This window comes from uncultured Ramlibacter sp. (assembly GCF_936925435.1).
In the GTDB taxonomy this organism is placed as follows: domain Bacteria; phylum Pseudomonadota; class Gammaproteobacteria; order Burkholderiales; family Burkholderiaceae_C; genus Ramlibacter.
On record NZ_CAKZHQ010000055.1, the window covers coordinates 1 to 21,096 of the forward strand.

The window sequence follows — 21,096 nt, forward strand, 5'->3', positions numbered from 1 at the left end:
GTCTGTCCTTCTGCCAGCCCCTCGGTCACGACCCGCACCCGGCCGCTGGCCATCGTGAACAGCTCCGGCTGCACCAGGTACATCGGCCCCAGCAGGTCGTGGGCGTAACAAGCTGGTGCCCGTTCAGGCTCCAGCGTGCTCTGGTACAGCGCACTGAAGCGGGCCGCATGCAGCAAGGTCTCGGTGGCGGGGTGCGGCTGCTGGGCGGCGATGCGCTCCAGCACAGACACAGGCAGGACCATCTGCTGGGTGACGTCCAGGCCCAGCAGGGTCAGGGCAAACCCTGCGGTGAAGATGTGGTCGGCGGCATGGGGGTCATGCCAGGCGTTCGATTCCGCCACAGGAGAGACGTTGCCCGGCGCGCTGATGCTGCCGCCGACCACAATGACTTGCTGAAGCAATTCGGGCAGTCGGGGTTCCAGCCGCAGGGCCAGGCTCAGGTTGGTCAGGGGGCCCAGCGCCACCAGGGTGACCTCGCCGGGATGGGCGTGAGCCTGGTCAACGATAAAACGTGCGGCCGAACGTTCGTCGGGTGCGTAGGCCAGGCGCAGGCGCTCGGGCAGATCCCCCAGACCGTCCGCCCCCTGGATCTCGGGTGCCGGGCGCACAGGCTTGTTGCGTGTGGGCGTGTTGACCCCTTCGCAGACCGGGATCTGCCGACCTGCAAGCGCACACAGGTAGATGGCATTGCGCGCCGCTTGAGACGCCGAGACGTTGCCGAAGGTGGCCGTGATACCCAGCAGCTCAAGCTGGGGCTGCGCCAGCGTGAAATACAGAGCCATGGCGTCATCAATGCCGGGGTCGGCATCGAGGATGATGCGATGGTGCGGGCGCATGGCGGCATGATCTCCTGACGGTGGTGTGATAGTTGGCAAAGACGGGCCGGATGGCTGCCTAGCTTACTGCTTTACGTGGAAGGGCTGGGCTCAGGCGCCGCTGGTTCGGCGGTGGGTTGCGCCGGGGCGGCCGGTGGTGAGCCCGTCCGCCGGCGGCGGGCATGCAGGCTGCGTGCCAAACTGGCTTCGATGGGCCAGGGTTCTGCGCCCAGTCGCGCCGCGAGCAGTTCGGCGCAGAGCAGGGCAAAAGTCAGGCCGCGTGAGCCCATCGCTGCGCTGAGCCACAGGCTGGGGTGTTCCCCCTCTTCCAGCGGACCCACCAAGGGCAGGCGGTCCAGGCTGACACAGCGTGTATTGCCCCAGCCGCGTGCGGCAGGGGCCTCAAAACAAGGCGCCAGGGTCTGCGCTGCTGCCGGCAGCAGGGTGCTCAATTTGTCGCGATTGCTAAGGTGGTGCTCGGCGCCAGTGGCGGGGGGAAGGTGCGCCGCCTCGTAGGTGGCGCCGGCATACCAAGCCCAACCTTCGTCGGTGGGAACGGCCGGAATCAGGCTGCCGTGGCCATTGACCGGGAACGGAGGCAAGCTGAGTTCATCACCGGGCGGCGGCGCGGGCTGCGGGGGGGCGGGCGCGGGTCATCAGCGCGGCCAGGTCGCGGGCGTACTGCTGCGCCTGGGCGATGGCCAGCTGCGGGTCGGCGCTGCGCTGCGGGTCGACCGCCAGCCTGGCTGTCCAGGCGCCGCTCCAGCACACCGCTGAGGCCCCAGTCCTGGTTCTGGTGCAGCAAGCGCCGAACCTCTGTCAACGTCAAGCGCAGGCCGGCGCGTGACAGCCGCGAACGGGGGCTGTCGTCCACCGAAACATGCGGCACCGCCAAACCGACCGGCAGGCCGGACGCGCCGGCAGCCGGGGTCTGGGCCGCCTCCAGGACCTGCACCTGCCAGCCGCGTCGGGCCAATGCGGCGGCCACACTGGCACCTGCCAGGCCGGCGCCAACAACCGCGCACGAGCCCAGCGGCGCAGCCTGCGTGCGCAATACGTCGCGGTTGGTTTTGAGCTGCCAATGAGGGCTGAAACGGGCCGACCCGGCGTCAAGCGCAAACCCGTTGTGCCTGAGCTGCTCGGCCAGTGTGCTGTCCAATGTCGGGGTCCAGGTCAACACCGTGCCGCGGCGGCAGCAGCGCGTGAGGGCTTTGAGGCTCCAGCGGTCCCAGGCGCTGTGGGTGTCGAGCACCACGCTGTCGGCGGCAAACTGCTGTTCCCGCAGCAGCGCTTGCCGCTCGCCCACACACAAGGTCAACTGGAGCTGTCCTTGTGCCAGCGAAAGGCGGTGAAAACCCGGCAGAAAGCCGTGCCAAGCCGGAGCCAGTTCCTGCGTCAGATAAGCCAGGTCAGCGGATGCTTGTGCGGTCAAGGCGGCCAACGACGGCACTTCGGTGCTGAGGGCGACCACATGCAAGACCTGTGGGCGCCCAGGGTCCTGTTGCCAAGCGTGCCACAGACGCAGGAAGCGCAGGGCGTCAAAGCCGGTGTCCAGCACGCGCCAGGCATGTTGCTGAGCCCAGGCCTGAGGTTGTTGGCCGGCTTGAAGCACGGCCTGGGGGGCTGATGCCTGGGGTGTCACGGAGTCAGGCGCCAGCGCGTCCTACTCAGGCGCTGGGGGGCACGTAGCCCTGGGCCTGGTCGGCGCCTGAGCCGAAAAAGTGGTTTTCCATCTGGCGTGCCAGGTATTGGCGGGCCCTGGCATCAGCCAGGTTCAGCCGGTTTTCGTTCACCAGCATGGTCTGGTGCTTGAGCCAGGCGGCCCAAGCCTCCTTGCTCACGCTCTCCCAGATGCGTTTGCCCAGTTCACCCGGGTAGGGGGGGAAGTCCAGCCCCTCGGCTTCCTTGCCCAATTTGATGCAGTTCACCATACGTGCCATTGTGAGCCTCTTTCAATTACTTAGATGTTTTCAGAATAAGCAACTGAAATCTTATTCGTTCCAGTTTTGATCATGTTTCAACAGAATCCTTTCCATCGCTATTCACACCTCGATTTGGAAAAGGACACGACATGACGCAACGCCGCAACTTTATCAAGCTTTCTGCTGCCCTCGCCCTGGTAGGGGCGTCTTTGGCCACGTATGCCCAGTCAACGCAGACCTTGCTGAACGTGTCGTATGACCCGACACGGGAGTTGTATGTGGACATCAACGCGGCGTTCGGCAAGTATTGGAAAGCCAAAACCGGCAAGGACGTGACCATCAAACAATCGCACGGCGGCTCGGGCAAGCAGGCGCGTTCGGTGATTGACGGTCTGGATGCGGATGTGGTGACGCTGGCCTTGGCAGGCGACATCGATGCCTTGCACAAAAACGGCGGCTGGATTCCTGCCGACTGGCAAAAACGCCTGCCCCACAACTCATCGCCTTACACCTCAACCATCGTGTTGGCTGTGCGTGAAGGCAATCCCAAGAACATCAAGGACTGGGATGATCTGATCCGTCCAGACATCAAGGTCATCACGCCCAATCCCAAGACCTCGGGCGGGGCTCGTTGGAACTACCTGGCCGCCTGGGAGTTCGCCAAACGCAAGTACGGCAGCGATGCCAAGGCCAAGGAATTCGTCGCCAAGCTGTACGGCAACGTGTCCATTCTGGACACTGGCGCGCGCGGCTCCACCATCACCTTTGCCCAGCGCGGCCAGGGCGACGTGCTGATCGCCTGGGAAAACGAGGCCTACCTGCTGGAAAAGGAATTCGGCGCCAAGTTCGACGTGGTCGCGCCCTCCATCTCCATCCTGGCCGAGCCGGCCGTGGCCGTGGTCGACAAGAACGTGGACAAGAAGGGCACGCGCGCCGTGGCCGAGGAGTACCTGAAGTACCTGTACTCCGAGGAAGGCCAGGACATCGCCGGCAAGAACTTCTACCGTCCGGCCGTCTCGCAAAAAGCCATTGCCAAGTACGCCAAGCAGTTCCCCAAGCTGAACCTGTTCACCATCGACCAGGCTTTCGGCGGCTGGGCCAAGGCCGACAAGGAACACTTCGCAGACAACGCAAGCTTCGACCAGATCTACACGAAAAAGTAACCCCCCGAAGCGGCCTGGCGGCCGCCTCCGCCCAGGGGGCGCCACCAGTGGACCGGCAGAGCCGGATCCACGGTGGCCCTGGAACAGTCACGTCTCTTTTTTAAACGGATTTGCATGTCGGTCCTTCTCATTGCAGGTAGTCCCTCGGAGCGTTCGCGGTCCGCGGCCTTGCTCGACTCGGTGGCCCAGCGCCTGGCGGCGCGGGGCGTCACCATCGAACGGCTGCACATCCGTGACCTGTCGCCGCAGGCCCTGCTGCTGGCCGACACGGGGCACCGCACGGTGGCGGCTGCCATCGACCAGGTGGCGCGGGCCACGGTCATCGTGGTGGCCACGCCGGTCTACAAGGCGGCCTACAGCGGCGTGCTCAAGGTCTTCCTTGATCTCTTGCCGCAGACGGCGCTGAAGAACAAGACCGTGCTGCCCCTGGCCACTGGCGGCAGCCCCAACCACATGCTGGCGCTGGACTACGCACTGCGGCCGGTGCTGCAGTCGCTGGCGGCCCGCCACATCCTGCCCGGCATCTACGCCACCGATTCGCAGGTCACGCTCACGCCCGAGGGCGCGCACCACCTGGGCCTGGACATCGCCCAGCGGCTGGACGAGGCCGTCGCCAACCTGGTCCACGAGGGCCTGCGCCTGCCGGCAGTCACCGGTTTCGAACCCATCGCCTTCTCGCGCGTGCGATGTAGCGTCTAGCCCCCGAGCTTCCTCCATTTCCCGTTTCGAATTTGAACAACCGCCGGCAGGGCGGCAGGGCGCAGCCTTGCCGGCCGGGCCACCGAAAGGACTTTCCATGAAGACGCACCGACTCTCCCGCTGGCTCGCGCCCCTGCTCGCCACCCTTGCATTGGCCTTGCCGGCCGCGTCCGCGCTGGCCCAGGCCAAAGGCGACTTCCGCATCGGCTTCCAGAAGGGCGCCAGCCTGCTGGTGCTGCAAAAAGCCCAGGGCAGCCTGGAAAAGAAGCTCGCGCCCCTGGGCTTCAACGTGAAGTGGGTGGAGTTCCCGGCCGGTCCGCAACTGCTGGAAGGCCTGAACGTGGGCGCTGTGGACTTCGGCTTCGTCGGCGAAGCGCCGCCCATCTTTGCCCAGGCCGCCGGCGCGAAGTTCTATTACATCGGCCACGACCCGGCCGCTCCGCTGGCCGAGGCCATCGTGGTGCGCAAGGACTCGGCCATCAAGTCGGTGGTCGAGCTCAAGGGCAAGAAGGTCGCGCTCAACAAGGGCAGCAACGTGCACTACCTGCTGGTGCGCCTGCTCGAGAAGAATGGCCTGAGCCTCAATGACATCCAGCCGGTCTACCTGGCTCCGGCCGACGCTCGCGCCGCCTTCGAGAGCAAGGCCGTCGAAGCCTGGGTGATCTGGGACCCCTTCACCGCCGCCGCCGAAAAGCAGATCGGCGCCCGCGTGCTGGCCGACGGCAGCGGTGGCGTGGCCAACAACTACCAGTTCTACCTGGGCGAGCGCGGCTTCGTCGAGAAGAACCCGCAGGTGATCAAGGCCGTGTTCGAAGACTCGGTGGAAAAGGGCAAGTGGGTCAAGGCCAATCTGCGCCAGGCCGCCGAACTGATTGCGCCCCTGCAGGGCCTGCAGGTGGACGTGACCGAACTGAGCCTGCGCCGCTATGAGTTCAACGTGCAGCCGCTGACCGATGCCGTCATCGCGCAACAACAGACGATCGCCGACACCTTTGCCGGCCTCAAGCTGATCCCCAAGGCCATCGCCGTGCGCGAAGCCTCCTGGAAAGCCAGCCAGTAAGGCAGCGCCATGGACACCACCAAGACATCCGAACGGTCCACGCTGCGCCGCCGCATGCTGGCCATCCTGGCCGCCGCCGTCGCTGCCTGGGGCGTGGGCGCGCAAGCCCAGAGCGCGCAGCCCCTGCAGCAACTGCGCATTGGCTACCAGAAGGCCGCGGTCAACCTGGTCATCATCAAGCAGCAGGGCACGCTGGAAAAGCGTTTCCCCAACGCCAAGGTGCAGTGGATTGAATTCCCCGCCGGCCCGCAGCTGCTCGAAGCCCTGGCCGTGGGCAGCCTGGAGTTCGGCCTGACGGGCGACTCGCCGCCGGTCTTTGCCCAGGCCGCTGGCAAGGACCTGCTCTATGTGGGCGCCGAGCCGCCCAAGCCCGACAGCTCCGCCGTGCTGGTCCCCAACGACTCGCCGATCAAGACCCTGGCCGGCCTCAAGGGCAAGAAGATCGCGCTGCAAAAAGGCTCGAGCGCCCACTACCTGCTGGTGCGTGCGGTGGAAAAAGCCGGCCTGCAGTGGAGCGACATCCAGCCCATCTACCTGGCGCCTGCCGATGCGCGCGCCGCCTTCGAGCGCAAGGCCGTGGACGCCTGGGCCATCTGGGACCCCTTCTATGCGGCGACCGAGCTGGCTTTGAAGCCGCGCGCCCTGGCCACTGGCCGCGACCTGTCCAGCAACAACTCTTTCTACCTGGCCTCGCGGCCGTTTGCCAACCAGCACGCCGATGTGCTGGCCGTGCTGTACGAGGAACTCACCCGCGCCGACCGCCTGGTGCAGGAGAACCGGCCCGCCGCCATCAAGCTGGTGTCGGACTTCAGCGGCCTGGACGCCGGCGTGGTCAGCCTGTTCATCCAGCGCCGCCCGCGCTCGCCGGTGGGCCCGCTGTCGGCCCAGACCGTGGCCGACCAGCAGCGCGTCGCCGATTCGTTTTTCAAGCTGGGGCTGATCCCCAGACAGGTTCGGGTCTCCGAGGTCGTCTGGCGGCCTGAGAACGCCAAATAAGTCCACAAGGAGCGAAGCATGCAGGTCTTCTGGTTCATCCCCACCCACGGCGACAGCCGCTACCTGGGCACAGGCGAGGGCGCGCGCGAGGTCAACCTCGACTACCTCAAGCAGGTGGCGCAGGCCGCCGACACCCTGGGCTACGAAGGCGTGCTCATCCCCACCGGCCGCTCCTGCGAAGACCCCTGGGTCGTGGCCTCCAGCCTGCTGGCGGTGACGACCAAACTGAAGTTCCTGGTCGCCGTGCGGCCCGGCCTGCACCAGCCCGCGCTGGCCGCGCGCATGGCCGCCACCTTCGACAGGCTCTCGGGCGGGCGCCTGCTGGTCAACCTGGTGACCGGCGGCGACCAGACCGAGCTGGAAGGCGACGGCGTCTTCCTGGACCACGCGGCGCGCTACGAGCAGTCGGCCGAGTTCATCCGCATCTGGCGCGAGGTCCTGGCGCGCAGCCATGAGGGCCAGAGCTTCGACTACGAGGGCAAGCACCTGAGCGTCAAGGGCGCCAAGCTGCTTTACCCGCCGGTGCAAAAGCCGCACCCGCCGGTGTATTTCGGTGGCTCCTCGGCCGCCGCCCACGAGCTGGCCGCCGAACAGGTGGAGACCTACCTGACCTGGGGCGAGCCGCCCGCCGACGTCGCCAAGAAGGTGGCCGACGTGCGCGAGCGCGCTGCCCGCAATGGCCGCACGGTGAAGTTCGGTATCCGCCTGCACGTCATCGTGCGCGAGACCGAAGACGAGGCCTGGGCCGCGGCCGACAGCCTGATCAGCCGCCTGGACGACGACACCGTCATCCGCGCCCAGGCCGCGTTCTCGCGCATGGACTCGGAAGGCCAGCGCCGCATGGCGGCCCTGCACGCCGGCGGCAAGAAGCGCACGCGCGCCGACCTGGAGATCAGCCCCAATCTCTGGGCCGGCGTCGGCCTGGTGCGCGGCGGCGCGGGCACGGCCCTGGTCGGCGACGCCAAGACGGTGGCGGCGCGCATCACCGAGTACGCCGAGCTGGGCCTGGACACCTTTGTGCTCTCAGGCTACCCGCACCTGGAAGAAGCCTACCGCTTTGCCGAACTGGTGTTCCCGCTGCTGCCCCTGGGCGTGCGCGAGAAGCTGGGTGGCGGCAGCCTGACCGGCCCCTTCGGCGAAGTCGTGGGCAATAACTATGTGCCGCGCGCCCAGGCCTCGCAAAGCTGAAGACCACCATGAACACCCAAACACGCGAACTGCAGGTCACGGCGATTGCCGACGAGCCGCAAGAACCCATCGGCGCCGGCCTGGCGGGATTCCTGCGCGCCATAGCCACGCGGCTGCTGCCCTGGCTGGTGCCCATCGCCCTGATCACGCTGTGGCAGGCCGCATCCTCCTTCGGCTGGCTGTCCACCCGCGTGCTGCCGGCCCCCAACGAGGTGGTGAAAGCCGCCTGGACCCTGGCCGTGTCGGGCGAACTGTGGACCCACGTCAAGGTCAGTGCCGGCCGCGCCCTGGCCGGCCTGGCCATCGGCGGCGGCCTGGGCCTGGCCCTGGGCCTGCTGACCGGCTCGCTGCGTCTGGCCGAGACCCTGCTGGACTCCAGCATCCAGATGGTGCGCAACATTCCGGCCCTGGCCTTGATCCCGCTGGTCATCCTCTGGTTCGGCATTGACGAGACGGCCAAGCTCTTCCTGATCTCGGTGTCGGTGTTCTTCCCCATCTACCTGAACACCTTCCACGGCATCCGCAACGTCGACCCCGGCCTGATCGAGATGGGCCGCACCTACGGTCTGGGCCGCTGGCAGCTGTACCGCCAGATCATCCTGCCGGGCGCGCTTTCGTCCATCCTGGTCGGCCTGCGCTTCTCGCTGGGCCTGATGTGGGTGATCCTGATCGTGGCCGAGACCATCTCGGCGCAGTCGGGCATCGGCTACCTGACCATGAACGCCCGCGAATTCCTGCAGACCGACGTGGTGCTGGTCGGCATCCTGCTGTACGCCCTGCTGGGCAAGCTGGCCGACGTCTTTGCCCGCGCGCTGGAGCGCTACTGGCTGCGCTGGCACCCGGGCTACCAGCACTGAACCCACCCCAAGGACACACCATGAGCAAAATCGCGCACACCATCTCGCGCCGCACCGCGACGGCCGCTTTGCTGGCCCTGGCCGCCACCGGCGCCCGCGCCCAGGGCGCGGCGCCGGCCACGCTGCGCATCGGCTACCAGAAGTCGTCCACCCTGATCACCGTGCTGAAGATCCGCGGCACGCTGGAGCAGCAGCTGGCGCCCTTGAACGTCAAGATCAGCTGGCACGAGTTCGCCAATGGCCTGCCACTGCTGGAGTCGCTCAACGTGGGCAACGTGGACTTCAGTGCCGACGTCGCCGACACGGTGCCGGTGTTCGCGCAAGCTGCAGGCGCCGAGCTGACCTATGTGGCCCAGGAAGCGCCGTCGCCCTCGGCCCAGGCCATCGTCGTCAAGGCCGATTCGCCCTTGAAGAAGGTGGCCGATCTCAAGGGCAAGAAGGTGGCCTTCGCCAAGGGCGCGGGCGTGCATTACCTGCTGATCGCCGCGCTGGCGCAAGCCGGCTTGAGCTTGAAGGACATCGAGCCGGCCTACCTGGCACCGGCCGACGGCCGCGCCGCCTTTGAAAAGGGCGCGGTCGACGCCTGGGTGATCTGGGACCCCTTCCTGGCCGCCGTGCAGGCCCAGTCGCCGGTGCGCGTGCTGGCCGATGGCCGCGACCTGGCCTCCTACCAGCGCTACTACCTGGCCTCGCGGGCTTTCGCCAAGGCCCGGCCCGAGGTGCTGGACCGCGTCTACACCGAGCTGAAGAAGGCCGGCCAGTGGGTCAAGGCCAGTCCCAAGGACGCTGCGGCCCTGCTGGCGACGGCCTGGGGTCTGGACGCTGCCACCATCGAGCAGGCCAACAGCCGGCGCAGCTACGAGGTGCGCCCGGTGCTGCAGGCCGCGCTGGCCGAGCAGCAGAAGATCGCCGACGTCTTTCTGGCCGAGAAGCTGCTGCCCAAGAAGGTCAATGCCCAGGACGTGGTGCTGTTCAAGCCGGGAGCCGCAGCATGAGCGATTCCACGCAAGGCGTGCGGGTCGAGGCCGCCAATCTGGGCAAACGCTACGGCGCGCGCGATGTGCTGCGCAATGCGCGCCTGACCATCGAGCCGGGCGAGTTCGTCGCCATCGTCGGGCGCAGCGGCTGCGGCAAGAGCACCTTGCTGCGCCTGGTCGCCGGCCTGGAGCAGGCCAGCGACGGCACGCTGCGCATCGACACCAAGGATGTCAACGGCCTGTCCGACGACACCCGCATCATGTTCCAGGACTCGCGCCTGCTGCCCTGGCGCCGCGTCATCGACAACGTCGCGCTGGGCCTGCCCAAGGACAAGCGTGTCGCCGCCGAGAACGTGCTGGCCCAGGTGGGCCTGGGCGACCGCGGAGCCGACTGGCCGGCCAAGCTCTCGGGTGGCCAGCGCCAGCGCGTCTCCTTGGCGCGTGCCCTGGTGCACAACCCGCGCCTGCTGCTGCTGGACGAGCCCCTGGGCGCGCTGGACGCGCTGACCCGCATCGAGATGCACCAGCTGATCGAAGGCCTGTGGCAGCGCAGCGGCTTCACCGCGCTGCTGGTCACCCACGACGTGCAGGAGGCGGTGGCCCTGGCCGACCGCGTGATCCTGATCGAGGACGGCCGCATCGCGCTGGACGAGCGCATCAACCTGGCGCGGCCGCGCCACCACGGCGACCCGGCCTTTGCCGCGCTGGAGCAGCGCATCCTGGACCGGGTGCTGCAGCGGCCGGCCGCCGAGGTGCCAGCCGACCCGCACTGGCCGGGCACGCCGGCCCATGCCCTGCGTTGGGCCGTTTAGCCAAATTCAGAGTCAAAACAGCCTGTAGCCCCCGACCTTCGGACCTGCAGCGCTATTGAAAACGTAGCAATCATTTCATTCACACCAAAGGGAAGCACCATGTCGATTCAAGCCATCAACGTCCGTAACCAGTTCAAGGGCAAGGTCAAGCAGGTCATCCGCGGCGACGTCGTCTCGGAAGTGGACGTCGAGACCCCCTGGGGCATCGTCACCTCGGTCATCACCACCCGTTCCGTCGATGACCTGCAGCTCAAGCCGGGCGTCGAGGTCGTGGCCCTGGTCAAGGCGACCGAAGTGTCGCTGGCCAAGCTGTAAGAGGGACCTGCCATGACCGTCTCCACCCTGTTGCGCCGCGCCGGCACCGGCCTGGCCGTCCTGTCCGCCGCGCTGCTGGCCACCAGCCTGCTGCTGCTGCCGGTGGCCAAAGCCCAGAGCAAGGAACTGCGCGTGGGCTACCAGAAGTCCGCCAGCCTGTTCGTGCTGCAAAAAGCCCAGGGCACGCTGGACAAGAAGCTGGCGCCGCTGGGCGTGAGCGTGAAGTGGGTGGAGTTCCCCGCCGGTCCGCAGCTGCTGGAAGGCCTGAATGTGGGCGCGGTCGACGTCGGCCATGTCGGCGAGGCCCCGCCCATCTTTGCCCAGGCGGCCGGCGCCAAATTTGTCTACATCGGCCATGACCCGGCGGCACCGCGCGCCGAGGCGATTCTGGTGCTCAAGGATTCGCCCATCAAGTCGGTCGCCGACCTCAAGGGCAAGAAGGTCGCCCTGAACAAGGGCAGCAACGTGCACTACCTGCTGGTGCGCCAGCTGGAGAAAAACGGCCTGAAGATCAGCGACGTTTCGCCGGTCTACCTGGCGCCGGCCGACGGCCGTGCCGCCTTCGAGAGCAAGGCGGTCGACGCCTGGGTGATCTGGGAGCCCTTCCAGTCGGCGGCCGAGAAAGGCACGGGCGCGCGCATCCTGGCCGATGGCACGGGCGGCGTGGCCAACAACTACCTGTACTACCTGGGTGAGCGCGGCTTCGTGGCCAAGAACCCCAAGGTCATCCAGGCCCTGTTCGAGGACTCGGTGACCCAGGGCATCTGGCTCAAGAAGAACCTGCAGCAGGCGGCGGCCATCATCGCGCCGCTGCAAGGCCTGCCGGTGGACGTGGTGGAGCAGGCCCTGCGCCGCTACGAATTCAACGTGCAGCCGGTCACCGATGCCGTGATCGCCGAGCAGCAGAAGATCGCCGACACCTTCTTCGAGCTCAAGCTCATCCCCAAGGCGATTTCGGTGCGCGAAGCATCGTGGAAGGCGCAGCAATGAACACCAGCATTTTCCGCAAGCGCCGCGAGCTGCTGCTCACCGGTGTGTCCGCCGCCGCCCTCGCGGCAGCACCGTCCATCCTGCAGGCACAAACCGCCCGGCAACTCCGTGTGGGCCACCAGAAGGGGTTCCTCAGCCTGCTCAAGGGCCGTGGCACGCTGGAAAAGCGCCTGGCGCCCTTGGGTGTGTCCCTCAAGTGGGTGGAGTTCACCGCCGGCCCGGTGCAGCTGGAGGCGCTGAACGTGGGCTCGATCGACTTCGGCGACGTCGGCGAGGCGCCGCCCATCTTTGCCCAGGCCGCCGGCGCGCCGCTGGCCTATGTGGCGGCCACCGTGCCGCGCCCGTCCGCCGAAGCCGTGCTGGTGGCCAAGGGCTCGGCCATCAAGACCGTGGCCGACCTCAAGGGCAAGAAAGTTGCGCTCAACAAGGGCAGCAATGTCCATTACTTCCTGGTCAAGCTGCTGGAGAAAGCCGGCCTGGCCTACGGCGACGTGCAAGCGGTCTTCCTGCCGCCGGCCGACGCCCGCGCCGCTTTCGAAAAGGGTTCGGTCGATGCCTGGGTGATCTGGGATCCCTTCCTGGCCGCCGCCGAGCGCACGCTGGAGGCGCGCATCCTGGCCGACGGCAAGGGCGTGGTGAACAACCGCGCCTACTATTTCTCGTCGCTGGACTACGCGGCCAAGAACCAGGACGTGCTGCGCATCGTCATCGAGGAGATCAACAAGATCGACATCTGGGGCACGGCCAACAAGGGCGAGCTGGCGACCGAGCTGGCGACGCTGTGGGGCATCCCCAAGGCGGTGGTCGACGTGTCCGTGGCCCGCTCGGCCTACGGCACAGGTCCGATCACCAAGGCGATTCTGGCCGAGCAGCAGCAGATCGCCGACACCTTTGCCGCACTCGGCCTGATCCCGAAAAAGATCAATGTGCTGGACGCGGCGCCGACGGCCCAGGGCTGAGACGGATGCCACCCCCATGAACACCATGAACCACAAGCTTTCCCTGTCCCGCCGCAGCGTGGTGCGGGCCGCCCTGTCCGCCGCGGCCCTGTCCGCCGCTGCACCCCTGTTCGCCCAGTCCCGCCCCAGGCAGCTGCGCATCGGCTTCCAGAAATTCAACACGCTCAACATCCTCAAGGGCACGGGCAAGCTGGAGAAGGCGCTGGCGCCGGCTGGCGTGCAGGTGGAATGGAAGGAGTTCGCCGGTGGCAGCCAGGTGGCGGAGGCGCTCACGGTGGGCGCCATCGACGTGGGCCATGCGGCCGATGCCATCGGCATCTTCCAGCAGGCGTCGGGCAAGGGCCTGCACTACCTGGCCGCCGAGAGCCCCTACCCAGGCGGGCTGGGCCTGCTGGTGCCGCGTGCTTCCGCCATCCAGTCGGTGCGCGACCTCAAGGGCCGCAAGATCGCCATCGGCCGCGGCTACAACATCCAGTACGCGCTGATCCGCGCGCTGGAATCGGCCGGCCTGGGCTGGACCGACATTGAGCCGGTGTACCTGGTGACGGCGGCCGACCACATCGCCGCCTACCAGTCGGGCCGCGTGGACGCTGTGGGCCTGTGGGACCCCTTCCTGGCCAGCGCCCAGCTGGGGACGGATTCGCGCCTGCTGTTCGATGGCAAGGGCTACACCACCAACCGCACCTACCACTTCGCCTTGCCGGCCACGGCCCAGGCCCAGGAGGCCAATCTGCGCGTGCTGTTCAGCGAGCTGAAGTCCGCCAACCAGTGGGCCAACAGCAACCCGCGGCCGCTGGTGGACCTGCTGGCGCCGCAGCTGGGCGTGGACCCCAAGGTGCTGGCGCTGGCCACCGAGCGGCGCCAGTACGGCCTGGTGGCGCTCAGCCCCGAGATCGCGGCCGACCAGCAACGCCTGGGCGATGCCTTTGCCAGCCTCAAGCTGATCCCGGCCCCGGTGCAGGTGGGCGATCTGTTCAGCAAACTCAGCCTGGTCTGACGATGGCGGATTTTTCCAGCGGCGCGCCCGGGGCCGCAGGGCAGGGCGCGCAACACGGACCCGGCCATGTGCCCGATGACCTGCTGGCCCGCCTGGACGGCAGCGCGGCCGAGCGTGACCGCCAGGGCGGCCATGCCGCGCAGGCCAAGGAGTGGATTCGCGCTGCGGGCCTGCTCACGCTGACCATCCCCGCGCGCTTTGGCGGCGGCGGCGCTTCCTGGCCGCAGGCGCTGGCGACGGTACGGAGGCTGGCGCAGGTGGACAGCGCCATGGCCCACCTGCTGGCCTTCCAGTACCTGCAGCTCTCGGGTGTGCAGTCCTACGGCACGCCCGAGCAGGTGGCGCACTGGTTCGGCCAGACCGTGCTGCACCGCTGGTGGTGGGGCAATGCGGCCAACCCGGCCGATCCCCGGCTGGCGATCCGCGCAGACGGCGAAGGCTGGCGGCTCGACGGCGTGAAGGGCTTCTGCTCGGGCACGCGAGGCTCCGACGTGGTGCTGACCAGCGCCGTGCTGGCCGAGTCCGGCCAGCGCTTGTTTGCCGTGCTGCCCACCGCCCGCCAGGGCATCACCGTGAACGAGGACTGGGACCCGGTGGGCCAGCGCCAGACCGACAGCGGCAGCGTGCAGTTCGACCAGGTGCGCGTGGAACCCCATGAATTGCTGCGCCCGCCGCCGGGCGAGCCCACGCCCTTCCTCAGCCTGCGCGGCCTGGTCGCTCAGCTGGTGCTGGTGACGCTGTACATCGGCATCGCCGAGGGCGCGCTGCGGCAGGCGCGGGGCTATACCTTGCACGAGGCGCGGCCCTGGCATGCCGCCGGCGTGAGCCGCGCCGCCGACGACCCCTACATCATCCACCGCTATGCCGAAATGGACGTTGCGATCGCGGCCGCGGACGCGGTGGCGCGCCAGGCCATCGCCGGGCTGGAACAGGCCTGGCAGCAGGGCGCTGCGTTGCAGGCCGCGCAGCGCGGCGCGCTGGCGGTGGAGGTGGCCCGGGCCAAGGTGCTGGCGCACCGCGCTGCGCTTGCGACCGGCGAAGGCGTGTTCGACGTGGCCGGCGCGCGGGCCACCCGCGCATCGCTGGGCCTGGACCGGTTCTGGCGCAATGCGCGCACGCACACCCTGCACGACCCGGTGGACTACAAGCTGCGCGACATCGGCCGCCATGCGCTGGAAGGCGTGTTTCCGCCCGCATCGCTGTATTCCTGAGCATGGCCGCGCACGCATACGACGCCATCGTGGTGGGCCTGGGCGCCGTCGGCGCCGCCACCCTGTACCAGGCCGCGCGCCGCGGCGCCCGGGTGCTGGGCATCGACCAGTACCAGCCGCCGCACGACCTGGGTTCTTCGCACGGCCTCACGCGCATCACGCGGCTGGCGGTGGGCGAGGGCGATGCCTATGTGCCCCTGGTGCACCGCTCGCACCAGATCTGGCGCGAGCTGGAGTCCGCCACCGGGCTGGACATCATGACGACCACGGCCGGCCTGATCCTGGGGCCGCGCGACGCCGTGGCCGCCCACCACGGCAAGCCCGACTTCGTCCGCCGCACCATCGCCTGCGCGCAGCGCCACGGCATCGCGCACGAGGTGCTCGATGCGGCCGGCATCGCCCGACGCTATCCGCAGTTCCGCCTGCGTGGGGACGAGCTCGGCTACTGGGAGCCGCAAGCCGGCTTCGTGCGGCCGGAAGCGGCCATCGAGGCCCAGCTGCGGCTGGCCGGGGTGCTGGGCGCGCAGCTGCGCACCGGCGAGCGCGTGCTGGACCTGGAGCCCCACGCCGGTGGCTGGCAGGTGCGCACCGACCGGGCCACGCATGTGGCCGCGCAGCTGGTGCTGGCGGCCGGCCCCTGGATCGGGCAGCTGCTGCGCGACAGCTTGGGCCACGCCTGGTCCGCCAGCTTCAGCGTGCATCGCCAGGTGATGCACTGGTTCGACGCGGGCGCCGGCACGCCGGCCTTCGCGCCCGGCAAGTTCCCGGTCTTCATCTGGAAGTTCGGCGATGCGCAGGAAGACTACATGTACGGCTTCCCGGCGGTGGGGCCGGGGCCGCTGGCGCTGAAGGTGGCGACCGAGCAGTACAGCCTGTCCACCACGCCCGCCACGCTGGAGCGCGAGGTGAGCCAAGTCGAAGGGCTGGCCATGCATGGCAGCCGGGTGCAGGGGCGCTTCGACATCCCGCGCGCGCCGCCGCTGCAGTCGCGGGCCTGCATGTACACCGTCACGCCCGACAGCAACTTCGTGCTGGACGAGCTGCCGCAATGGCCTGGTGTGCATCTGGCCTCGGCCTGCTCGGGCCATGGCTTCAAGCATTCCGCGGCCGTGGGCGAGGCGCTGGCCGAACGCGTGCTGGGCCGCACGCCGACGGTGGACCTGTCGGCGTTCCGCCATGCCAGGCTGGCCGCACATGCTTATGCGGATAAGCAAAAAGAAATTCCTTCGTTCCCATCGGGCGCTGTGACCGGGACAATCGCGCCGCAATGAACAAGCACCTCCAACGATGATCGAACTGCAAGGCATCCACCAGTCCTATCCCGGGCCCGGCGGCCCGGTCGAGGCCCTGCGCGGCATCGACCTGAAGATCAAGCCCGGCGAAATCTTCGGCGTCATCGGCAAGAGCGGGGCCGGCAAGAGCTCGCTGGTGCGCACCATCAACCTGCTGAACCGGCCCAGCGCTGGCAAGGTGATCGTGGGTGGCCAGGAGCTGTCGGCCCTGCCCGAGCGCGAGCTGCGCGCTGCGCGGCGCCAGATCGGCCTGGTCTTCCAGCACTTCAACCTGCTCTCATCCCGCACGGTCTACGGCAACGTGGCCCTGCCGCTGGAGTTGGCCGGCACCCGGCCCGATGACATCAAGAAGCGCGTCGACGACCTGCTGGACCTGGTCGGCCTGTCGGCCCTGGCCGACCGCTACCCGGCGCAGATCTCGGGCGGGCAAAAGCAGCGCGTGGGCATCGCCCGCGCACTGGCCAGCCAGCCCAAGGTGCTGCTTTCGGACGAGGCCACCTCGGCGCTGGACCCGGAGACCACGCGCTCCATCCTGGCCCTGCTGCGCCAGATCAACAAGGACTTCGGCCTGACCGTCGTGCTCATCACCCACCAGATGCAGGTGATCAAGCAGATCGCCGACCGCGTCGCCGTGCTCGACGCCGGCCGCGTGGTGGAGCAGGGCGCCGTCATCGACGTCTTCACCCATCCGCGTGAGGCGATCACGCGCAGCCTGATCGACGACCTGATGCCGCAAGAACTTCCCGAGAGCGTGATCGCCCGCATCCGCTACCTGATGGCGGTGGACCCGGCGCCGGGCCGCCTTCTGCGCCTGGCCTTCAGCGGAGATGAATCGGAAGGGCCGCTGCTGTCGGACGTGATCCGCCGCTTCGGGCTGGACCTGAACATCCTGCACGGCCAGGTCGACGAGATCCAGGGCCGGCCCTTCGGCTCGCTGGCGGTCTTCGTGCGCGGCGCGCGCGACGCCCTGCAGGCCGCGGTGGACCATTTGCGCCTGGCGGGCGTGCGCGTGCAGGAGGTCAACCATGTTCGATAGCTTCACCCCGGCCCTGCTGGAGCTGTTTGCCAGCTCCCTGGGCGAGACCCTGGTGATGGTGGGCATCAGCGGCGCCATCGGCGCGCTGCTGGGCATCCCGCTGGGCGTCTATCTGCGCCTGTCGGACCGTGGCGGCGTGCTGGAGAATGGCGCCGCCAACAAGATCGTGGGTGGCGTGGTCAATGCCGTGCGCTCCACGCCTTTCATCATCCTGCTGGTGGCCATCATCCCGCTGACGCGCCTGCTGGCCGGCTCGTCCATCGGCACGGCGGCCGCCGTCGTGCCGCTGACCATCGCCGCCGCGCCCTTTGTCGCGCGCCTGGTGGAGACGTCCTTGCGCGAAGTGGACAACGGCCTGATCGAGGCGGCTCTGGCCATGGGCGCGAGCACCTGGCAGATCGTCTACAAGGTGCTGCTGCCCGAGGCCCTGCCGGGCATCGTCGCCGGCCTGACCATCACCCTGGTGAGCCTGACGGGCTACTCCGCGATGGCCGGCGCCATCGGCGGCGGCGGCCTGGGCGACCTGGGCATCCGCTACGGCTACCAGCGCTTCCTGCCCGAGGTGATGCTGGCCGTCGTTGTCGTCCTCGTGCTCTTCGTGCAGGCCGTGCAAAGCGCCGGCGATTGGGCCGTGCGGCGGCTCAGCCATAGATGACTCCCCCCCGAAGCGCCTACGGCGCCTCCCCCTCAAGGGGGCGCACCCAGCGGCACGGCAAAGCCGGTTCCGCGGGTGCCCCCGCTTTCAATTTCACCTCTTTTTGCCAAGGAAACTCACCATGAACAAACGCAATCTCCTCCGCTCGGCTGTGGCTCTGTCCATCGCCGCTGCGTTCTCCACCGGTCTGCTGGCCCAGGACAAGCCGCTCAAGATCGGCGTCACCGCCGGCCCGCACGCCCAAATCTTCGAGCAGGTCAAGAAGATCGCCGAGAAGGACGGCCTGAAGATCCAGATCGTCGAGTTCAGCGACTACATCCAGCCCAACGCCGCCCTGGCCGCTGGCGACCTGGACGCCAACAGCTACCAGCACAAGCCCTACCTGGACCAGCAGGTCAAGGACCGCGGCTACAAGATCGTGCCTGTGGGCTACACCGTCAACTTCCCCATCGGCATCTATTCCAAGAAGGTCAAGAGCCTGAAGGACCTGAAGGAGGGCGCGCGCGTGGGCATCCCCAACGACCCCACCAACGGCGGCCGCGTGCTGCTGGTGCTGCAGGACCAGGGCCTGATCAAGCTCAAGCCCGAAGCCGGCCTGAAGGCCACGCCGCTGGACGTGATCGACAACCCCAAGAAGATCAAATTCGTCGAGGTCGACGCCGCCCAGCTGCCGCGCACCCTGGACGACCTCGATGCCTCGGCCATCAATACCAACTATGCGCTGTCGGCCGGCCTGAACCCGGGCAAGGACGCCATCGCGCAAGAGAGCGCCAAGAGCCCGTACGTGAATCTGCTGGCCGTGCGCGAGCAGGACAAGGACAAGCCCTGGGTCGCCAAGATCGTCAAGGCCTACCACTCGGACGAGGTGCGCAAGTTCGTCCTGACCGAGTTCAAGGGCTCGGTGGTCGCGGGCTTCTAAGGCCGCGAGGCGTCAGTACGCGGCTGGCCTCGGAAGGGGCACCAGCCGCGTGCCTGGCGGCAGGTTGGGGAAGTCGCGCAGAGCCTCCTGCAGCAGGAGGGCGGCGCCCGCCCCCGAGTTGCTGCTGGCCTGCGACTGGAACACCACCTGGCCATTGGTCAGGTCGCGCAGCACAAGGTCCACGCGCTGCACCGGGTAGGCGACACTGCCGCCGACCGGAAAGCTCAGCCCGACCCCCACGCCGCCGCCGCCCCAGCTGCCGCCGCCGACACCCACGTTCATCCATGACGGGCCCCACCCGGACCCGTACGCCACGGCATCCTGGCTCACCGTCGCCTGCACAGCCAGACGTGGGTTCGTGTCGTCGCGCCGCAGCCCCGCGCGCGTGAGCGCCGTGTCTGCAACAGCTTCGAGCATGGCCTGATCAGGCCGCAAGGCCTGCGAAGGCAGGCGCTCGTGGCGGTAGGCGGTTCCAGGCGAAAACTGCGTCGGCCGGGTGAAGACCTGAACGCTGGCTTGCGGCGGCGGGACCGCGCAGGCGGCGAGCATCGCGGCCATGAGCAGGCCAGGCAAGTGGCGGCAGTACGAACGGGTCATGGCCCATCCTCGCGCAGCGCGCGAAGCCTTGGTGTAGGACGCAACCGCTGGGCGGTGTGCAGTTCAGCCGAACGCGTCGAGGATGCGCGCAACCAGTCCAGCGACCGCAGCGTTCTGCGCCGGAAGCTGCTGAGGCGGCGGTTCGGTTGCTGCCGTCGCGACCGCGAGCCGCAGCGAGGGAGCGGCCAGTGCGAACTGGGCGCCATAGCCCCAGGCCCAGGCCACGGGCACGTCCTTGTAGCGGCCCGTGAACCACAGGAATCCGTAGCCGGCATCGGTGATGGGCGGGTTCGGCCAGGCCCTGCCCACTTGCTGGCGCGTGCTTTGCGCCACCCAGTCGGCGGGCAGTACGCGCTTGCCCTGCCACTGCCCGCCGTCGGCCATCAGCCAGGCCAGCTTGGCCAGGTCAGCCACACGCAGCCGCAAGCCGGCGTAGCTTGTGGGCCGGCCGGCCCGGTCACGCTGCCATTCGAATGCGTCGATGCCCAGCGGGCCAAACAGGTCTTGTCGCGCGATCTCGGTCAGAGCGATGCCGCGGGCACGCTCCAGGATGGGCGAGAGCAGGCCAACGGCTGCATCGTTGTATGTCCAGCTGGCGCCGGTGGGCCCCTCGCGTGGCAGCTGGAACGCATAGCGGACGGGGTCAGTGGCGGTGGCGAGCGCGCGAAATTCCGTCATCCAGTCGAACTTCAGTCCTGTCGTCCCGGTCAGCACCTGGCCCAGCGTGACGCCTGCGGCCGCGGAGCCGGGGTTGGCGGCGGCGGCGTCGGGTAGGAGTTCGCCCAGGGTCTGGGACAAGCCGCCCAGCTTGCCTTGGGCGATCGTGCTGCCCACCAGCACGGCGCTGACGCTCTTGGTCGCTGAATTGATGCGGAACAGCGTTTCCACCGAGCCGCCACCGTACGCGCGTTGGGCCAGCAACTGGCCATCGCGCATGACCGCGACGGCGCGCAATGCATGGATGTCCTTGCCGGTCTCCAGGACGTCGGTCAGTGCTGGCCCGGAGGGGGTTTGCGCGCCGGCGGCGCGGGCCACGAGAAAGCCGGCTCCGCCCAGTAGCAGGCGGCGGCGCCAGGGCAGCGGGGCAGGGTGAGCGGAGGGCAGCATGAGCAACATTCTGCGCGATGTCCGCTGCGACCCAAAGCGGATGTCCTGCGTCGACTTTCTGACTCCTGTGCATCGTGCAAGTGCTTGAACTTGAAGGTTTTACCTGAATCAACTGCAGCCTGACACTGCTTTTCTCTTCTTGCTCCCGCGCGTATGTTCGGACCTTCATTTTCGATTTCACACGAAGGAGACCCTCATGAAAAAGATCATTGGTCTGGCAGCACTGGTGCTTGCCCTGGGCACCACGATGGCCTTTGACGCGCAAGCCAAGCGGCTGGGCGGCGCCAAGTCCAGCGGCATGCAGCGCCAGCAGACGACGCAGCCTGCCGGCCCGGCCAATACGACCGCTTCGCCCGCACAGGCCGCACCCGCAGCCGGCGCAGCCGCGGCTGCGGCCCCCCCAGCCGCCGCCGCCCACGGCGTCGAGGAAGCCGCCGGCCAGCGCCAGATTGGCCACATGGCGCGGCTCGCCGCGCGCCTGCCGCAGGCGCTTGAATACCTTGCTGATGACGTACAGGCCCATCAGCAG

23 protein-coding genes and 1 pseudogene are annotated in these 21,096 nt (G+C 68.1%); 18 read left to right on the forward strand and 6 right to left on the reverse strand.

Annotated elements, in window-relative coordinates; all coding sequences use genetic code 11:
• From Q0632_RS22065 to Q0632_RS22075, 4 genes are all read right to left on the reverse strand, one after another.
• On the reverse strand, positions 1–836 hold an 836-nt coding region (locus Q0632_RS22065; protein WP_298934345.1), incomplete at its 3' end, for a nucleoside hydrolase.
• Positions 837–907: 71 nt separating this feature from the next.
• Positions 908–1,417, reverse strand: a complete 510-nt coding sequence (locus Q0632_RS22420; RefSeq protein ID WP_367181244.1) for an FAD-dependent oxidoreductase — start codon at positions 1,415–1,417, stop codon at positions 908–910.
• Entirely contained in the window at positions 1,381–2,373 is a 993-nt protein-coding gene (locus Q0632_RS22070; protein WP_298934347.1) for an FAD-dependent oxidoreductase, read from the reverse strand. The genes Q0632_RS22420 and Q0632_RS22070 overlap by 37 nt, the downstream gene beginning before the upstream one ends.
• A 109-nt stretch (positions 2,374–2,482) precedes the next feature.
• On the reverse strand, positions 2,483–2,755 hold the full coding sequence (locus Q0632_RS22075; RefSeq protein WP_298934349.1) for an oxidative damage protection protein: 273 nt from the start codon (positions 2,753–2,755) through the stop codon (positions 2,483–2,485).
• Between the two features lie 131 nt (positions 2,756–2,886).
• On the opposite strand from Q0632_RS22075, the gene Q0632_RS22080 reads away from it, so the two are divergent.
• From Q0632_RS22080 to Q0632_RS22160, 17 genes are all read left to right on the forward strand, one after another.
• Entirely contained in the window at positions 2,887–3,900 is a 1,014-nt protein-coding gene (locus tag Q0632_RS22080; RefSeq protein ID WP_298934351.1) for a sulfate ABC transporter substrate-binding protein, read from the forward strand.
• Positions 3,901–4,014: 114 nt separating this feature from the next.
• Positions 4,015–4,599, forward strand: coding sequence for an NADPH-dependent FMN reductase (gene ssuE, locus Q0632_RS22085; protein ID WP_298934353.1), 585 nt, complete (start codon positions 4,015–4,017; stop codon positions 4,597–4,599).
• 97 nt (positions 4,600–4,696) lie between these two features.
• Positions 4,697–5,659 (forward strand): sulfonate ABC transporter substrate-binding protein, encoded by a 963-nt coding sequence (locus Q0632_RS22090; protein ID WP_298934355.1) that lies wholly within the window; start codon positions 4,697–4,699, stop codon positions 5,657–5,659.
• Between the two features lie 9 nt (positions 5,660–5,668).
• Positions 5,669–6,655, forward strand: coding sequence for a sulfonate ABC transporter substrate-binding protein (locus Q0632_RS22095; protein ID WP_298934357.1), 987 nt, complete (start codon positions 5,669–5,671; stop codon positions 6,653–6,655).
• 18 nt (positions 6,656–6,673) lie between these two features.
• Positions 6,674–7,843 (forward strand): FMNH2-dependent alkanesulfonate monooxygenase, encoded by a 1,170-nt coding sequence (ssuD, locus tag Q0632_RS22100; RefSeq protein WP_298934359.1) that lies wholly within the window; start codon positions 6,674–6,676, stop codon positions 7,841–7,843.
• Positions 7,844–7,851: 8 nt separating this feature from the next.
• Positions 7,852–8,700, forward strand: coding sequence for an aliphatic sulfonate ABC transporter permease SsuC (ssuC, locus tag Q0632_RS22105; RefSeq protein WP_298934361.1), 849 nt, complete (start codon positions 7,852–7,854; stop codon positions 8,698–8,700).
• 29 nt (positions 8,701–8,729) lie between these two features.
• The gene (locus tag Q0632_RS22110) at positions 8,730–9,695 is read left to right on the forward strand and encodes an aliphatic sulfonate ABC transporter substrate-binding protein (protein WP_298934388.1); all 966 of its coding nucleotides are present in this window, start codon (positions 8,730–8,732) and stop codon (positions 9,693–9,695) included.
• Entirely contained in the window at positions 9,692–10,489 is a 798-nt protein-coding gene (locus Q0632_RS22115) for an ATP-binding cassette domain-containing protein (RefSeq protein ID WP_298934363.1), read from the forward strand. Before Q0632_RS22110 ends, Q0632_RS22115 begins: the two co-directional genes overlap by 4 nt.
• Before the next feature lie 99 nt (positions 10,490–10,588).
• The gene (locus Q0632_RS22120; protein ID WP_298934365.1) at positions 10,589–10,804 is read left to right on the forward strand and encodes a molybdopterin-binding protein; all 216 of its coding nucleotides are present in this window, start codon (positions 10,589–10,591) and stop codon (positions 10,802–10,804) included.
• Between the two features lie 12 nt (positions 10,805–10,816).
• Positions 10,817–11,794 carry a sulfonate ABC transporter substrate-binding protein gene (locus tag Q0632_RS22125; RefSeq protein ID WP_298934367.1) on the forward strand — a complete coding sequence of 326 codons (978 nt, stop codon included), beginning with the start codon at positions 10,817–10,819 and terminating at the stop codon, positions 11,792–11,794.
• On the forward strand, positions 11,791–12,753 hold the full coding sequence (locus Q0632_RS22130) for a sulfonate ABC transporter substrate-binding protein (protein WP_298934369.1): 963 nt from the start codon (positions 11,791–11,793) through the stop codon (positions 12,751–12,753). Before Q0632_RS22125 ends, Q0632_RS22130 begins: the two co-directional genes overlap by 4 nt.
• Positions 12,754–12,778: 25 nt before the next feature.
• On the forward strand, positions 12,779–13,750 hold the full coding sequence (locus Q0632_RS22135) for a glycine betaine ABC transporter substrate-binding protein (RefSeq protein ID WP_298934371.1): 972 nt from the start codon (positions 12,779–12,781) through the stop codon (positions 13,748–13,750).
• A gap of 2 nt (positions 13,751–13,752) precedes the next feature.
• Positions 13,753–14,961, forward strand: coding sequence for an acyl-CoA dehydrogenase family protein (locus tag Q0632_RS22140; protein ID WP_298934373.1), 1,209 nt, complete (start codon positions 13,753–13,755; stop codon positions 14,959–14,961).
• Between the two features lie 2 nt (positions 14,962–14,963).
• Complete coding sequence (solA, locus tag Q0632_RS22145; protein ID WP_298934375.1) at positions 14,964–16,232, forward strand: N-methyl-L-tryptophan oxidase; 1,269 nt, start codon at positions 14,964–14,966, stop codon at positions 16,230–16,232.
• 16 nt (positions 16,233–16,248) lie between these two features.
• Positions 16,249–17,289, forward strand: a complete 1,041-nt coding sequence (locus Q0632_RS22150) for a methionine ABC transporter ATP-binding protein (RefSeq protein WP_298934377.1) — start codon at positions 16,249–16,251, stop codon at positions 17,287–17,289.
• Positions 17,279–17,944, forward strand: a complete 666-nt coding sequence (locus Q0632_RS22155) for a methionine ABC transporter permease (protein WP_298934379.1) — start codon at positions 17,279–17,281, stop codon at positions 17,942–17,944. Before Q0632_RS22150 ends, Q0632_RS22155 begins: the two co-directional genes overlap by 11 nt.
• A 121-nt stretch (positions 17,945–18,065) precedes the next feature.
• Positions 18,066–18,863, forward strand: coding sequence for a MetQ/NlpA family ABC transporter substrate-binding protein (locus Q0632_RS22160; RefSeq protein ID WP_298934381.1), 798 nt, complete (start codon positions 18,066–18,068; stop codon positions 18,861–18,863).
• 12 nt (positions 18,864–18,875) lie between these two features.
• Here Q0632_RS22160 and Q0632_RS22165 read toward each other — a convergent pair whose 3' ends face one another.
• Positions 18,876–19,460, reverse strand: a complete 585-nt coding sequence (locus Q0632_RS22165; protein ID WP_298934383.1) for a DUF4136 domain-containing protein — start codon at positions 19,458–19,460, stop codon at positions 18,876–18,878.
• Between the two features lie 63 nt (positions 19,461–19,523).
• Positions 19,524–20,567, reverse strand: a complete 1,044-nt coding sequence (locus Q0632_RS22170) for a serine hydrolase (protein WP_298934386.1) — start codon at positions 20,565–20,567, stop codon at positions 19,524–19,526.
• A gap of 196 nt (positions 20,568–20,763) precedes the next feature.
• Here Q0632_RS22170 and Q0632_RS22175 point away from each other — a divergent pair.
• Positions 20,764–21,096, forward strand: a pseudogene (locus tag Q0632_RS22175) (hypothetical protein); the annotation flags it as partial.

Coding starts and splice junctions, on each gene's coding strand:
- Q0632_RS22150 (WP_298934377.1), top strand. CDS start 16,249: ATGATCGAACTGCAAGGCATCCACCAGTCCTATCCCGGGCCCGGCGGC.
- Q0632_RS22165 (WP_298934383.1), bottom strand. CDS start 19,460: ATGACCCGTTCGTACTGCCGCCACTTGCCTGGCCTGCTCATGGCCGCG.
- Q0632_RS22155 (WP_298934379.1), top strand. CDS start 17,279: ATGTTCGATAGCTTCACCCCGGCCCTGCTGGAGCTGTTTGCCAGCTCC.
- ssuD (WP_298934359.1), top strand. CDS start 6,674: ATGCAGGTCTTCTGGTTCATCCCCACCCACGGCGACAGCCGCTACCTG.
- Q0632_RS22115 (WP_298934363.1), top strand. CDS start 9,692: ATGAGCGATTCCACGCAAGGCGTGCGGGTCGAGGCCGCCAATCTGGGC.
- Q0632_RS22135 (WP_298934371.1), top strand. CDS start 12,779: ATGAACCACAAGCTTTCCCTGTCCCGCCGCAGCGTGGTGCGGGCCGCC.
- Q0632_RS22075 (WP_298934349.1), bottom strand. CDS start 2,755: ATGGCACGTATGGTGAACTGCATCAAATTGGGCAAGGAAGCCGAGGGG.
- Q0632_RS22170 (WP_298934386.1), bottom strand. CDS start 20,567: ATGCTGCCCTCCGCTCACCCTGCCCCGCTGCCCTGGCGCCGCCGCCTG.
- Q0632_RS22095 (WP_298934357.1), top strand. CDS start 5,669: ATGGACACCACCAAGACATCCGAACGGTCCACGCTGCGCCGCCGCATG.
- Q0632_RS22090 (WP_298934355.1), top strand. CDS start 4,697: ATGAAGACGCACCGACTCTCCCGCTGGCTCGCGCCCCTGCTCGCCACC.
- Q0632_RS22120 (WP_298934365.1), top strand. CDS start 10,589: ATGTCGATTCAAGCCATCAACGTCCGTAACCAGTTCAAGGGCAAGGTC.
- ssuC (WP_298934361.1), top strand. CDS start 7,852: ATGAACACCCAAACACGCGAACTGCAGGTCACGGCGATTGCCGACGAG.
- Q0632_RS22130 (WP_298934369.1), top strand. CDS start 11,791: ATGAACACCAGCATTTTCCGCAAGCGCCGCGAGCTGCTGCTCACCGGT.
- Q0632_RS22160 (WP_298934381.1), top strand. CDS start 18,066: ATGAACAAACGCAATCTCCTCCGCTCGGCTGTGGCTCTGTCCATCGCC.
- Q0632_RS22140 (WP_298934373.1), top strand. CDS start 13,753: ATGGCGGATTTTTCCAGCGGCGCGCCCGGGGCCGCAGGGCAGGGCGCG.
- solA (WP_298934375.1), top strand. CDS start 14,964: ATGGCCGCGCACGCATACGACGCCATCGTGGTGGGCCTGGGCGCCGTC.
- Q0632_RS22125 (WP_298934367.1), top strand. CDS start 10,817: ATGACCGTCTCCACCCTGTTGCGCCGCGCCGGCACCGGCCTGGCCGTC.
- Q0632_RS22080 (WP_298934351.1), top strand. CDS start 2,887: ATGACGCAACGCCGCAACTTTATCAAGCTTTCTGCTGCCCTCGCCCTG.
- ssuE (WP_298934353.1), top strand. CDS start 4,015: ATGTCGGTCCTTCTCATTGCAGGTAGTCCCTCGGAGCGTTCGCGGTCC.